The following is a 13301-nucleotide window of genomic DNA, read 5'->3' on the forward strand; positions in this document are numbered from 1 at the left end:
TTTCGACACTCGCTCATGCATGATTTAATCAATTACCGGCATTTGTATTATTTTTGGGTGGTGAGCCAAGAAGGCAGTATTAGTGCCGCTGCGCGTAAACTTGAGATGACGCCGCAGACCATTAGCAGCCAATTAGCACGCCTTGAAGCGCAAATGGGTAAGTCGCTATTTACCCAAGTGGGTCGGCAGTTGGAATTGACTGAGGCCGCACGCACCGTGCTGCCGTTTGCCGATCAGATTTTTATGCTTGGCGAACAATTGCAACAAACCTTGGCCAGCGATAGCACGCCCAGACAGCGCTTTAATATTGGGGTGGCCGATGCGCTGCCCAAAACCGTTGCCCAACAGCTCTTGGCCAAGACGCACAATGACCACACACGGCTATGCTGTACCGAAGGCTCGCCCGATGAGCTGATGGCCAAGCTGGCTTTGCACCAGCTCGATGTCGTGCTGGCAGATCGCCCTGCGGCGCACGGCGCATTACGCCTCGAAAGCCAACGACTGGCGCAATGCCCAGTGATGATTTTAGCCAGCCCAGCATTAGCAGTACTTTATGGTGAGGATTTTCCGGCCGGCCTCAATGGCGCGCCGATGCTGCTACCGACTCGCGATAGCACGCTGAGAATTCAATTAGATATTTGGTTTTCGGCACAGCAAATCGTGCCCGATATTGTCGGAGAGTTTGCCGATAGCGCTTTGATGCAAGCGTTTGGTATTGCAGGTATTGGCCTCTACCCTTCGCCTATTATTATGCCTGAGGCAATACCTAGCGAGCAGTTGCAAAGCCTAGGTCATCTTGATGGACAGTATGCCGATTACTACGCGATCTACGCGCCCAAAAAAATCAATCACCCCGCCTTAGATCAACTGCTGCATCAGTGCGCCCAATAGCTGTAACGCGCCAATGATCTAACGGCGTTGCGATTCACCCAAGCAATCTCGATGCGCAACAGTCAGCCACGTCGCGCCCAGCAAATATCGCGTCTAGCCAGCCTCGGCGTATTCACGCCGAGTACTTATCAATGGTGTTTATTTCTTGGTAGTTTTAGTGCGAGCTGGTTTGGCTTTAGCGCTGGTATTTTTAGCTTTAGATGGGGTGGCTTTACGCTGACTGGTTTTTACTACTTTTAAGCGCGGATTTTTTGCTCGATTTGACTTGAGCTGATTTGGCCGATGAGCGTGTTGATTTTTTCACCGCTTTATTGCGACTGGATGGCTTATTTTTGCTATAGCGAGTTGGGCTCGCTGTTTGCTGGCTTACCTTGGCTGGCGTCGAAACTTCTTTTTTTACCGGAGCTTTACGCACAATCGGCACTGCAGCAGCAGGATCATCAAACGGCAAAGGGGCATCTTCAGCCCATACCACTATAGCCAATGCCATTGAAACCATGGCCGCTAATAATTTTCGCAACACGTCATTCCTTTGTATTCAATCTCAACTACTGCGCCCATGCGCTGCAAAGCATTATATAACGAGCAATCATAAAACTTCGCAGTACTTTCCTACAAAACCACCGCCTTTCCGTGGTGCAAAATCACAGCGTACCGTCAGTAAGGGTAATTAATTTACCCCGGTAGGCTGACGAAATTGCACTAAAAATACGCCGAATAAAATCAATCCGGCCCCAAGATAATGATAACCATGCAAGGTTTCGCCCAACACCAGCACCGCAATCAAGGCGGTCAATAAGGGCAGTAGATTCATAAAAATCGCCGTTTTTTCGCTGCCCATGCGAGCAATGCCCTGCATCCAGCAATAAGCGGCCACAATCGACGAGGCGATCCCAGCAAATAACACCATGCTGATCGCCGCCGGCGCAATCGCCAAACTCTGCGCACTCAGCGCTACGGGAATCAAAAACAGTACGCCAAATCCAATCTGCAAATATAAATTCAACCACGGCGAAAACGGCAAGGCCCAGCGCTTTAACAAAATGCCATACAGCGCATACGCCAGCGCACCGATCAACATCAAGCCATCACCACGGTTAATCCCTCCGGCCAATAAACGACTTGGCTGGCCTTGACCGAGCAAATATATAAAACGCCAAGCAAGGACAAACCCACGCCTAGCATCGCCCTGCCATTGGGCCTAAAGCGAAAAAACGCCCAGTTGAGCACCAAACCCAATAAGGGGATCAATGCACAAATCACGCCCATATTGGTCGCGGTGGTAGTGTGCGCCGCAAAATACGCCAAGCATTGATACAGCACCATGCCCAGTAAAGCCAATACGGCAAACTTGGGCCAATAGGGCCAAATCGCCTGCCGTTGCCGCCAGAGTTTAGGCGCCATGACCGGCGTTAAAATCAGCCCGGCGATCAGCCAGCGATAAAACGAAATCGCCGCCGGATCAATCACCCCTGCCGCCGCTTTAGAAACCACGGTATTACCCGCCCAAATCGCCACGGCCACCAATGGAAAAAGCCAGTTCATCCTCACCTCATGCAAACCACAATACGCCACAGCAGCGCTGATTCACTCACGTGGTATTGATGACGCAGTGTAATCCTGTCTGATTCAATAGCTATAATGCAAACCCGACAAACGTATCGTGCATTTCGGACCATTTATGCCGCCAGATCCAGTGCCTTCGCCACCGTACAACTCTAGCGATCTGTTGCTTGACGCGCCCAAACTCTTGCAGCTGCGCCACGAAGCGGTCGAGGCCCACACTGGCTACGCATTGCATCGCCATCCTTGGGGACAAATTAATCGCATTAATCTGGGGCTGATCGAAATCACCCTCGGTTTGCCACCCCACGAGCAGCATTTAATCGCCCCAGCGGATTATTTAGTCTGGGTACCGGCCCAAATGCCGCATACCGCTTATATCCGCCAAGCGCTCAGTTATACCTCAGCGTATCTTGGCGATGAATGGGCGCAGCAACTGCCGCAAACCGCGTGCTTAATCAGCCAAACCCCGTTGATTCGAGCGCTATTTGATGACTATGCGGCTCGGCAAATCTGCGATACCCGCCCTGCCAACGAGCAAGCTCAAGCCACTTTGCTGCTAGAACGACTGATCAGCGCCGATCAACACACCAGCTATTTACCCGACACCGCGCACAGGCAACTGCGCCCGATTCTCGATGCTTTGTTCGTCCACCCAGGCGACACCACTACGCTGGCGCAATGGGCGCAACATGTGCATAGCACCGAGCGCACGCTGGCTCGACAGTTTCAGCGCGAGCTCGGACTGAGCTTTATTCAATGGCGTAATCGCCTACGGCTGTTACGCGCGCAAGCCGCGCTCAAAGAACACCATGCGATTCAAGATATTGCGTGGCAATTAGGCTACAGCCACCCTTCGGCGTTTATTGCAATGTTTCGCCAACACACCGGCCTCTCGCCCGAACGCTACCGTCGGCAATGGCTCAGTCATGCAAGCGATTGAATATAAAAAAACCCATGATCATTAGGTATTGTCCGCTATGTACTGACAGTCATAGGCTGCATCGTAATACCCATCAATAAAAACTAAATCACTACCAACTCTCTCCGCATGCCCCCTGCACGCCAACGATGTTTGTCGGCGCTATTTCGCCCTTAAAAATTACTAAAGGCTGACTATTTAATTGCTGAATCAGTATTTTCCCTATTAATCCCGATTAAAAATGAATGATAAATTACATTAGCATTTTTTTAATATGTCAGCTTCAGCACACCCACACAGCACGTTTTACCCAGCACAACACCGCATTAGACGGTGAAACCCCCTCTTGGAGAACACCATGCGAGTAGGCTTAGTCACAGACTCTTGCTGCGATTTACCGCGCGAATTTTTAGACCAGCATCAAATCGTCATCTTGCCGATCACCATTCAAGGCAGTGATAGTCAATTTATTGACCACCGCGATCCCGTCGCCACGCGTAGTTTTTATCGCCGCCAAGCCGAACTAGGTACGTCGGACTTTGAATCCAAACCCTTCTCGGTCGAGCAAATCCGTGAATTATTCAAAAGCCGACTGATCTTAGAATTTGATTCGGTGTTCTGTTTGACGGTGATGCAATCGCGCAGCCAAATTTTTAATCACTGCACCCAAGCCGCTCGCAGCATCCTGACTGAATACCGGCCGATTCGCGAAGCGGCCAATCTGAGCAAACCTTTTGCCGTTCGCGTTTTTGATAGCGCCAATTTATTTTGCGGCCAAGGGCTGATCGTCGCTGAAATCGCCCAACTGATTAGTGAACAAGCCAGCCGCTCGACCATCACTCAACACATTGAGCGGCTTAGTCGCAGCGTACAAAGCTTTTTAATGCCGGCCGATCTTGGCCAACTGCGCCATCAAGCACGCCGCAAAGGCGATAAAAGCGTCGGATTTTTATCCTACGCCTTTGGCAGTGCGCTCGACATCAAGCCGGTGATCCGCGGCTATCGCGGCGAAACCAGCCCTGTCGGCCGCATTCATGGTTTTCAAACCGGCGTTGAAAAACTCTTTGCCATGGCCGAAAAGCAAATCGAGCAAGGCTTAGTCGCCAACACCATTTGTGTGAGTTATGGCGGCGACCCTAGCGTGATCAGCGATATGCCAGCGTATCAACAATTACAACGCGCCTGCGCGCACGCCAAGGTGCAATTGCTGCTGTGTGAAATGAGCACCACCGCTGGCGTCAATATCGGCGCAGGCGGTCTGGCCATCGCCTTTGCTGCCGAGGCTGAAGCCGTGCTCAATTAGCCGGGGGGCGATATTTAGCCGAATATTCACGTCGTAAGGCGTCCCACCCCAACCCTCCCCTCCAAGGGGAAGGGAATGCGCCTGCGTGCTCACAATACGAATATGAATACTCGACATAAAATTAGGGTATTTATCAGTAAGCTAATTAAATATTGGCATAGCAGGCTATACCCTAGCATAGGGTCACATCCAAGCTGGTAATTTCATTCGTAGCATCCTCGCGGGATAGCCGAGAATATGCCGACGACATCATTTACATGTAACCCTCGTGTTTTCCCGCATAGCGCAACAGTTGATCGTAAGAAATTGCAAGCTCAAGCACATATCCGCACAATAGCCAAAACATCAGAAAACAATAATATAGTTACAGGGGATAACACCATGGCTCAAGGTACGCCTTTCTCACTACGCGCGCGCTTACTCTTTGCCGCAGCAGTCACCGTCATTACTTTGATTTTGCTGGTCTGTATGATGCTGCTGCAATTACGCGGCGAAATGCTGGATGATCGTAAAGACAAAGTCCGTAATCTTGCCGAGTCAGCGCAATCGATTGTGGCGCATTATGAGGCGCTCAGTCGCCAAGGCAAAATGGATCAGGCCAGCGCACAAGCGGCCGCATTGCTGGCCGTGAAAGCGATTCGTTACGATGGCAAAGAATATTTCTGGATCAACGACACCACCCCCACCATGCTGATGCATCCGCTCAAACCCGAGCTCGATGGCAAAAACCTCAGCAATAGCAAAGACCCTAATGGCAAAGCACTCTTTGTTGAAATGGCCAATGTGGTTCGCAGCCAAGGCGCTGGCTTTGTTGAATACCAATGGCCCAAAGCCGGTAGCGATACACCGGTGGATAAAATTTCCTACGTCACCGGCTTTCAGCCTTGGGGTTGGGTGATTGGTACTGGAATCTATTTAGATGACATTAACCAACATTTCATCTCGGTGCTCCAAATCTTATTGCCCATCAGCCTGATTAGTTTGGCACTGATTTGCTATGTTTTATGGGCACTGGGGGCTTATCTATTTCGCTTACTCGGCGGCGAGCCACAGGTGGCGGTGGATCTAGCGCGCAATGTGGCACAAGGGCAATTACAACAAGCAATTCACTGCGACCCTCGGGATCAAACCAGCTTAATCGCCGCAATGCGCGAGATGCAGCAAGCGCTACGCAGCGTGATTGGTGAAGTGCACGCCAGCGCCGCGCAGATCGACAGTGCCGCCAAGCATTTAGGACAAAACTCGAGCGAGGTGGCGCTGCGCGCCCAACAACAAAGCGAATCAGCGGCGTCAATGGCGGCGGCTGTAGAAGAAATGTCAGTCTCCATCGACCATGTCACCGCCAATACCGACGAAGCCAGCGAGCTGGCGCGCCAAGCGGGCCAACAATCGACACGCGGCGTACAAGTGATCCATAGCGCCACCAGTGAAGTGCATAAAATCGCCAATTTGGTCAAAGATTCATCGAGCAAAATCGAAGAACTCGGCCGACAATCGCAAGAAATCTCATCGATTGTCAGTACCATTAAAGACATTGCCGATCAGACTAATTTATTGGCGCTCAATGCCGCCATTGAAGCGGCACGCGCTGGCGAGCAAGGCCGTGGTTTTGCCGTGGTGGCCGATGAAGTACGTAAATTGGCCGAGCGCACCAGTCAATCCACCGTCGAAATTGCCAAGATGGTGGGCCAAATTCAAAGCGGTACTCGCCAAGCCATCACGCAAATGGAAAGTGGCGTAGAGCAAGCCAATACCGGCGTTTCTTTTGCCAATGAAGCTGGCGTGGCCATTGATGAGATTCGCCAAGGTGCCGAGCAAGTTCGCGAAGTGGTCGACAATATTAGCAGCGCAATTCGCGAGCAAAGCGTGGCTACCACCGAGATTGCCCGCAGTGTCGAGCAAATCGCGCAAATGGCCGAGGCCAGCGCGCTGGACGTGCAATCGAATGCCCATGCGGCCAAAGATTTGCAAAACCTCTCAAGCCGGCTCAGCCAAGCGGTGCAACAATTTAAACTCTAACGCCAAAACGACCACACGCCTCGCCGCATCAACCCGATCGGCGAGGCCAGAAAAATACACTCCAACCGCAAAACCCTCAATTAGACCTACAACGCGCTGTGTCACGGGCGGTTCGACGAATCATTCCCTGCGTAATGCCAGCCTACTACTATCGTATTTAATTGAATTAATTCACTTCAATTATCCCATATAGATAATTTTCAGCATTAACTTCATTGATGCCACATTATTTAAAATATATAAAAATATCAATTTGCAGTTTTATAACGAGACAGACTATCAAATAAATAAGAACAAGTTAACCTTATTGATGAACAACAAAGTTTGTCTAGTTAATCATCCGCATTTAATTACAAATCACTCAATTCCCACGCATTACATCGCGCATATCGTAAAAACCATTAATTGACTAGGCAATTATCACCATCGAGCGATGGCTGTTAATTTTTGCCAAAGCGACATTACAATGAAGATTCACACACAAAAAAAATAATAAAAATTCAATGAATTCAACTCAATAAGCCAAGGCTTACTACGATATTTTAATTACTTTCGTTGTCCCTGGTTTGTTGCTTGCGTCATCAGAATTTTATTAATTAGTTTTAAATGGAATCGATATGCAACCTCAAGTAAAAATAATTTCAGTACTCGTCGGCGCTTTATTTTCAGGTTTGTCCGTTGCCAGCCCTAGCGCAGAAACTTTAGCCAAACAATTGCAAGTGCATGTAGAAATTAAAGGTGCAGAAGCTGAAAATACCTGTCAGCAACTTGGCGCTGATTGGGCCACTTGCTACCGCTCTACCATTACATTGAGCAATACCGGCAAAACATTAAACGACAAAGATTTCTCAATTATTATTCCTTCACCAAGAAGAATTTTAAGTGTGGTTGGCGATCAATTAAAATTGAACACATCACCGGTGATTTAAACCGTTTAACGCCAACCGATAAATTTGCAGGGATTGCTGCTGGCAAAAGCATCCAAATTAATTTAATCAGTGAATATTGGCACGTTAGTGATTTTGATACCTTCCCACGCTGGATGGTGAGCGCCAATGGCCAAACCAAAACCATCAAAAACACCGATACCGAAGACGTCACCCAATTTGCAACTCCGCTGACCACCGCCCAAGGCAAGCGTGCTAGCTCAGATCAAAATCTGATTTTAGATAGCCTAAAACGCTATGACGTTTACACCGCAAAAATCGATGAAGCTGCCGCTAAAGATCGAATTATTCCAGCGCCGATTGAACAAAAAATCACTAAAGCAAATAGCGTTTCAATCCAACATGGTTTGTTCTTAAATCAAGTCGCGCCCGAGAGCAAAGACGTTTTTGCCCAAGCACTCAAAAAATATAAACTCCTCGCTAAAAATAAAGACCAAGCTTTGCTGGTGAATATTGCGATTGATCCAAAACAAATCCAATTGGCTGCAGCGAAAAAAGACGGCGGCTACACCTTAATCATTAAAGATGGCGTCGCCCAGATTCATGGTTTTGATGCTGCTGGCGCAATGAATGGTTTTAATTCATTACTCTCACTGATTGATATTCAATCGAAAGATAATCTCTCTGAGATGGTGGTCAATGATGCGCCACGCTACGAATACCGTGGCATGATGCTCGATACCGCCCGTAACTTTAAATCCAAACAGCATGTATTAAGTTTAATTGACCAAATGAGCCAATTAAAATTAAACAAACTGCATTTGCATTTAAGTGATGATGAAGGCTGGCGTTTACAAATCAATGGCTTGGATGAATTGACCAGCGTTGGCGCACAGCGCGGCTTGAATTCAAGCAATGAACAAACTCAATTATTGCCGCAATTGGGCCATGGTACTGAGCCACAAAAATCCGATGGTTTTTTTATACTCGCGCTGATTTTATTGAAATCTTAAAATACGCTAAAGCGCGCAATATTGAAGTGATTCCAGAAATCGACATGCCAGGCCACTCACGCGCCGCCGTGGTTTCAATGGAAGCGCGCTACAATAATCTAATGAAAGCTGGCAATAAAAAAGCGGCCGAGCAATATCGTTTATTAGATCCAAGCGACACTTCGCAAGTAACCACCGTTCAGTTTTATGACAAGAAAGGCTTTATGAATGTCTGCCTGCCGTCATCAAAAGACTTTGCGAAAAAAGTCATTGCTGAAGTTAATGCCATGTATACCGAAGCCGGTCTGCAATTAAGCACTTGGCATTACGGTGGTGATGAAGCGAAAAAACATTATGCTTGGCGGTGGTTATGCCAGCGCAGCAGAGGCTAAACCGGGCCAAGGTATTATTGATAAAAAAGCACAAAACTTCCCTTATGAGAAATCACCTGCGTGCCAAGCTTTGGTTAAAAACGGCACTGTCGGCTCATTTGATGAATTAACCACGTGGTTTGGCAAAGAGATTAATAAAGAGCTCGTGCCACACAAAATTAATTCATTCCAAAGCTGGCAAGATGGTTTGTCGCATTTAAAGAGTGCCAGCGAAATGACGGTGAAACCAACCGTTAACGTTTGGGATACTTTATTCTGGGGCGGCACTGAGGTTGTTTCTCAATTTAGTCAAAAAGGATTTGATATTGTTTTATCCAATCCAGATTATTTATACCTCGATATGCCTAATGAAATCGACCCTGCTGAGCGCGGTTATTACTGGGCAGCGCGTGCTAACCCATTGAAAAAGATTTTCTCTTTTGCACCGGGCAATTTAGCGCAAAATGCTGAAACCAGCGTAGATCGCGATGGCAAGGCAATGAGTATTACTTCACCGGCCACCGCACCAAGCATCAAAGGGATCTCGGGTCATTTATGGTCAGAAACGCAAAGAACCGATGCGCAAGCTGAATATATGATGTATCCACGCATCTTTGCCATTGCCGAACGCGCTTGGAATAAACCAAGCTGGGAGAACTTTAAAGCCAACACGGTTTATTCGAGCGAAAGCAAACATGTGAATAAACAAGCATTAGAAAATGATTACAATCATTTCGTTAATGCCGTTGGCGCGCGCGTGGTTTAGAAAAACTCGATGCGCATCAAATTCAATATCGTTTGCCCAAAGTCGGCGCTAAAATCATTAATGGCGTGTTAAATGCCAATACTGAAATTCCAAATGTGCAAATTCAGTATTCAACCGATGGTGAGCAATGGCTGGTTTACGATGCCAATAAAAAACCAGCAGTCACTGGCAGCGTTTGGGTGAGAACCAGCAACTTTGATCAGAAAAACCCACGTTTTGGTCAAGTGTCTAAAGTGCAATAAACCGTAATCAAAACAAAACGCCCGCCAGGGCGTTTTTTTTCGTGCCGTAAAAAATCGTCTCCGCGATCTGGTGGAATGCACTGCGTTTATTCCCCCCTACATTGCCCCCCCCTACTTTGACTCCCGTACTTTTATTGCTAGCCGCGCAATAATTTTTTCGCCATCAGCGCCAATACGGCTGGGCGATTGCTGCAAGCGGCGATGCGGGTTTTGGCTTGTGGGGCGAGTTCAAGGTCATACGGGTTACGTCCGGCAATCAGCAGTAATTTATCGGCCGCAATCTGGCGGATTAATTCACTTTGCCGCGCAAAGCGAGTGGCGTTATAGCTTTGAAAAATCACTTGCGGTGCGCTTGCTTGTGCGGCGATCACTTGCGCCCATTCGCTATCGTTCACCTGCGGGGAAATAATCATTTCACTGACAGCAACACCCGCTGCTTGCAGCAAGGGCAATAAAGTCCCGCGCGCGCTGCGCGAAGCGCCCAGAGCAACTTCGTCAATCTCGGTGCGTTGCATTAATTCAACCGTGACCAGTAAGGTTGCAGCGTGCTGGTCCAGCGGTAAACCGTGCATTTCAATCGCTTGCGTTTGCACTTGCTGCGCCAAGGCCATCGCGGCGGGCGCTTGCAAATGGGCTGGCGGCTGCACTAGATTACGCCATTGCGTCATTGCCTTGGATTGTTTAAGCAGGGTAATTCGATCTAGGCTTTGCTGTATATGTTCTACATTGATATACCCAGATTCTACGGCCTCAAGTAAAGCCTCGACGGCCGCCACTTGCCGTGAATAAGTATGCGAAACCAAAGCGATATCGGCCCCGGCCGCAATCGCTTGTACTGCACCTTGTACGGTACCGGCAGCGCCGGGGCAATCGCGGACCCGTGGGCGCGCTGCAATCGCATCCATTTCAAGGCAGTCGGTAATAATCAATCCGCCAAAGCCCAATTGTTGCCGTAGCAAACCTGTGAGCACTTTGCGCGATAAAGTCGCCGGCAAACTGGTATCGGGTTCGATGGCAGCAAACACCACATGCGCCGTCATCACGGCATCCACGCCTGCGGCAATCGCCGCCTTAAATGGCAGCAGTTCTACCGCATTTAAGCGCGCTAAATCATGCGCCACTAGCGGTAAGGCGTAATGTGAATCGGTGGCGGTGTCGCCGTGGCCGGGAAAATGCTTGGCGGTTGCCGCAATGCCTGCGGCATGAATGCCGCGCAGCGCCGCTAGGCCATATTGCGTGACCGTTGCGGCGTCTTCACCAAAAGAGCGAATGCCAATCACCGGATTAGCGCGGTTATTATTTATGTCTAAGCAAGGGGCAAAATTAATATTGATGCCCATTTGCCGTAATTCATCGGCGGCTATTTGATGCAAAGCTTGGCAGGCCTCTATCGCATTGGCTTGCTGGGCTGGGCTAGTTGCTTCGCGAGCGTAGGCCATCGCCGAAGGCATCGGGGTCACGCCTTCTTCGATGCGCATCACCATACCGCCTTCTTGATCAATCCCAATCAATAACGGCAAATCGCTAACCTCTGCATTAATCATTTGCAATTGCTGGCATAGCGCCGCAACTTGCGCTGGCGTATCGATATTGCGGCGAAACAAAATCACCCCACCGATGCGCTGCTGGCGAATCAGACTTTCAATCTCTGGATTCACCACAAAACCATCAAAACCGACCATCAGCAATTGGCCGATTTGCTCCGGTAATTGAGCATGCGAAACAGCAATAGACATCCAAACATCCTTTGGCAATCGGCCCATGGCGATTGTTCAATCAGCAAAAAAAAAGGCCAAGATGGGCTTGGCCTTTTGACACTCAGTTAGCAAATCATTGCGGGTTTAAGCCACTAAGCGGCGCAATACTTCTTCGCGACCGATCAAGGCCAATACTGCGTCCACCGATGGGGTATTGGTGATGCCGCAGACTTTGGCGCGAATTGGCATGCCCACTTGCGGCATTTTTACGCCTTGTTGCTTCACAAACTCTTTAATCAACGTGCCCAAACTTGCCGCATCCCATGTTTCAAGCGCAGCAGCGGCTTCGGCGAATAACTTCAAGCGTTCTTCATCATCTGGCGTGAGGTGCTTATCGGCGATTTCTTGTGTTGGCGTTAAAGCACGATAGAAATATTCAGCTTGATCGGCCATTTCAACTAAGGTTTGGCAACGATCTTTCAGCAAAGCGCACACCTCAGCGAGCGCTGGGCCGCCTTCCGTTGACACACCTTTATCGGCCAAAAAGCCAGCAACGCGCGCCGCGAGTTGCGCTGGATCGGCCGCTTTGATGTATTGCGCATTGGTCCACAGCAATTTATCGCGGTCCATCCGGCTTGGGCTGCCGCTGACGTCTTTTAAATCGAACCATTCAACGAATTGCTCTAACGAGAAAATCTCATCGTCGCCATGACCCCAACCCAAGCGCGCCAAATAATTGAGCAGCGCTTCTGGCAAAATACCTTGCTTATCGTAATCAACCACCGACACCGCATCGCGGCGCTTAGACAATTTAACGCCCTGATCGTTATGAATCATCGGTAAATGAGCAAACAAAGGCACCGTGGCGTCAAGCGCGCTTGGTAAATCACAATTTGCCGTGGAGTGTTGTTTACATGATCGTCACCGCGAATAACGTGGGTAATTTGCATATCCCAATCGTCAACCACTACGCAAAAATTATACGTTGGCGTGCCATCAGGGCGCGCCAAGATCAAATCATCCAGTTCATCATGGCTGATTTCAATCCGACCTTTCACTTGGTCGTACCACACCACGGAGCCGCCTATTGGGGTTTTAAACCGCACCACGGGGGTGATATCACTCGGAATCGCTGGCAAGGTCTTGCCAGTCTCTGGTCGCCAAGCGCGGTTGTAACGGGGTTTTTCACCCCGGCTTTCGGCTTCTGTACGTTGCGCGTCGAGCTCTTCTTTACTGCAATAACAGTAATAAGCATGACCTGAATCGAGTAAATGCTGGATCACGGTTTTGTAGCGATCCATTCTTTGCATTTGGTAAAACGGGCCTTCGTCGTAGTCCAAACCCACCCAATGCATGCCATCCATAATGGCGGCAACCGATTCTGGCGTTGAGCGTTCTAGATCGGTGTCTTCAATCCGCAAAACAAATTGGCCACCGTGTTTTTTGGCAAAAGCCCAAGAAAACAGCGCAGTGCGAACACCGCCAATGTGTAACAGGCCAGTTGGAGAAGGGGCAAAACGAGTGCGAACTTTCATGGGCGCAGATCCGGCGAAAAGCAAAAATACTATTGTACCGGAAATGCGCAGTAATACAGCCCCAAAGCTCTCTTTCAAAAGCTATACGGCGGACTGAATTATTTTGAAATTAA

General features: G+C 49.1%; 12 protein-coding genes and 2 pseudogenes. 9 read left to right on the forward strand and 5 right to left on the reverse strand.

Annotated elements, in window-relative coordinates; translation table 11 throughout:
• The first annotated feature begins 15 nt into the window (after positions 1-15).
• Positions 16-891, forward strand: coding sequence for a LysR family transcriptional regulator (locus tag GKO28_RS05165; protein WP_182075575.1), 876 nt, complete (start codon positions 16-18; stop codon positions 889-891).
• A gap of 211 nt (positions 892-1102) precedes the next feature.
• On the opposite strand, the gene GKO28_RS05170 is transcribed toward GKO28_RS05165, so the two are convergent.
• The 3 genes from GKO28_RS05170 to GKO28_RS19320 form a co-directional block, all read right to left on the reverse strand.
• Positions 1103-1411, reverse strand: a complete 309-nt coding sequence (locus GKO28_RS05170) for a hypothetical protein (RefSeq protein ID WP_182075576.1) — start codon at positions 1409-1411, stop codon at positions 1103-1105.
• A gap of 150 nt (positions 1412-1561) precedes the next feature.
• On the reverse strand, positions 1562-2035 hold the full coding sequence (locus GKO28_RS19315) for a DMT family transporter (protein WP_247646385.1): 474 nt from the start codon (positions 2033-2035) through the stop codon (positions 1562-1564).
• A complete protein-coding gene (locus tag GKO28_RS19320; protein WP_247646386.1) occupies positions 1972-2436 on the reverse strand; it encodes a DMT family transporter in 465 nt (154 codons plus the stop codon). Before GKO28_RS19320 ends, GKO28_RS19315 begins: the two co-directional genes overlap by 64 nt.
• A 136-nt stretch (positions 2437-2572) precedes the next feature.
• On the opposite strand from GKO28_RS19320, the gene GKO28_RS05180 reads away from it, so the two are divergent.
• From GKO28_RS05180 to GKO28_RS05210, 8 genes and pseudogenes are all read left to right on the forward strand, one after another.
• On the forward strand, positions 2573-3397 hold the full coding sequence (locus GKO28_RS05180) for a helix-turn-helix domain-containing protein (protein ID WP_182075577.1): 825 nt from the start codon (positions 2573-2575) through the stop codon (positions 3395-3397).
• A 337-nt stretch (positions 3398-3734) separates the two neighbouring features.
• A complete protein-coding gene (locus GKO28_RS05185; RefSeq protein WP_182075578.1) occupies positions 3735-4679 on the forward strand; it encodes a DegV family protein in 945 nt (314 codons plus the stop codon).
• A gap of 381 nt (positions 4680-5060) precedes the next feature.
• Positions 5061-6698, forward strand: coding sequence for a methyl-accepting chemotaxis protein (locus tag GKO28_RS05190; protein WP_182075579.1), 1638 nt, complete (start codon positions 5061-5063; stop codon positions 6696-6698).
• Between the two features lie 617 nt (positions 6699-7315).
• Positions 7316-8280: pseudogene (locus GKO28_RS21155) on the forward strand (carbohydate-binding domain-containing protein); the annotation flags it as partial.
• Positions 8275-8598, forward strand: coding sequence for a family 20 glycosylhydrolase (locus tag GKO28_RS21160; RefSeq protein WP_282099389.1), 324 nt, complete (start codon positions 8275-8277; stop codon positions 8596-8598). The pseudogene GKO28_RS21155 and the gene GKO28_RS21160, both read left to right, overlap by 6 nt.
• 26 nt (positions 8599-8624) lie before the next feature.
• Positions 8625-8969, forward strand: a complete 345-nt coding sequence (locus tag GKO28_RS21165; RefSeq protein ID WP_307838951.1) for a family 20 glycosylhydrolase — start codon at positions 8625-8627, stop codon at positions 8967-8969.
• Positions 8914-9714 (forward strand): family 20 glycosylhydrolase, encoded by an 801-nt coding sequence (locus tag GKO28_RS21170; protein WP_182075581.1) that lies wholly within the window; start codon positions 8914-8916, stop codon positions 9712-9714. Before GKO28_RS21165 ends, GKO28_RS21170 begins: the two co-directional genes overlap by 56 nt.
• A 32-nt stretch (positions 9715-9746) precedes the next feature.
• On the forward strand, positions 9747-9956 hold the full coding sequence (locus GKO28_RS05210) for a chitobiase/beta-hexosaminidase C-terminal domain-containing protein (RefSeq protein ID WP_182075582.1): 210 nt from the start codon (positions 9747-9749) through the stop codon (positions 9954-9956).
• Between the two features lie 137 nt (positions 9957-10093).
• Here GKO28_RS05210 and nagZ read toward each other — a convergent pair whose 3' ends face one another.
• Both nagZ and gltX read right to left on the reverse strand, forming a co-directional pair.
• Positions 10094-11692, reverse strand: coding sequence for a beta-N-acetylhexosaminidase (nagZ, locus tag GKO28_RS05215; protein WP_182075583.1), 1599 nt, complete (start codon positions 11690-11692; stop codon positions 10094-10096).
• Between the two features lie 105 nt (positions 11693-11797).
• Positions 11798-13188: pseudogene (gltX, locus tag GKO28_RS05220) on the reverse strand (glutamate--tRNA ligase).
• Positions 13189-13301: the final 113 nt, after the last annotated feature.

This window comes from Deefgea sp. CFH1-16, assembly GCF_016881365.1.
GTDB lineage: Bacteria > Pseudomonadota > Gammaproteobacteria > Burkholderiales > Chitinibacteraceae > Deefgea.

Coding starts and splice junctions, on each gene's coding strand:
- GKO28_RS19320 (WP_247646386.1), bottom strand. CDS start 2,436: ATGAACTGGCTTTTTCCATTGGTGGCCGTGGCGATTTGGGCGGGTAAT.
- GKO28_RS05185 (WP_182075578.1), top strand. CDS start 3,735: ATGCGAGTAGGCTTAGTCACAGACTCTTGCTGCGATTTACCGCGCGAA.
- GKO28_RS21170 (WP_182075581.1), top strand. CDS start 8,914: ATGAAGCGAAAAAACATTATGCTTGGCGGTGGTTATGCCAGCGCAGCA.
- nagZ (WP_182075583.1), bottom strand. CDS start 11,692: ATGTCTATTGCTGTTTCGCATGCTCAATTACCGGAGCAAATCGGCCAA.
- GKO28_RS05165 (WP_182075575.1), top strand. CDS start 16: ATGCATGATTTAATCAATTACCGGCATTTGTATTATTTTTGGGTGGTG.
- GKO28_RS21160 (WP_282099389.1), top strand. CDS start 8,275: ATGGTGGTCAATGATGCGCCACGCTACGAATACCGTGGCATGATGCTC.
- GKO28_RS05190 (WP_182075579.1), top strand. CDS start 5,061: ATGGCTCAAGGTACGCCTTTCTCACTACGCGCGCGCTTACTCTTTGCC.
- GKO28_RS05180 (WP_182075577.1), top strand. CDS start 2,573: ATGCCGCCAGATCCAGTGCCTTCGCCACCGTACAACTCTAGCGATCTG.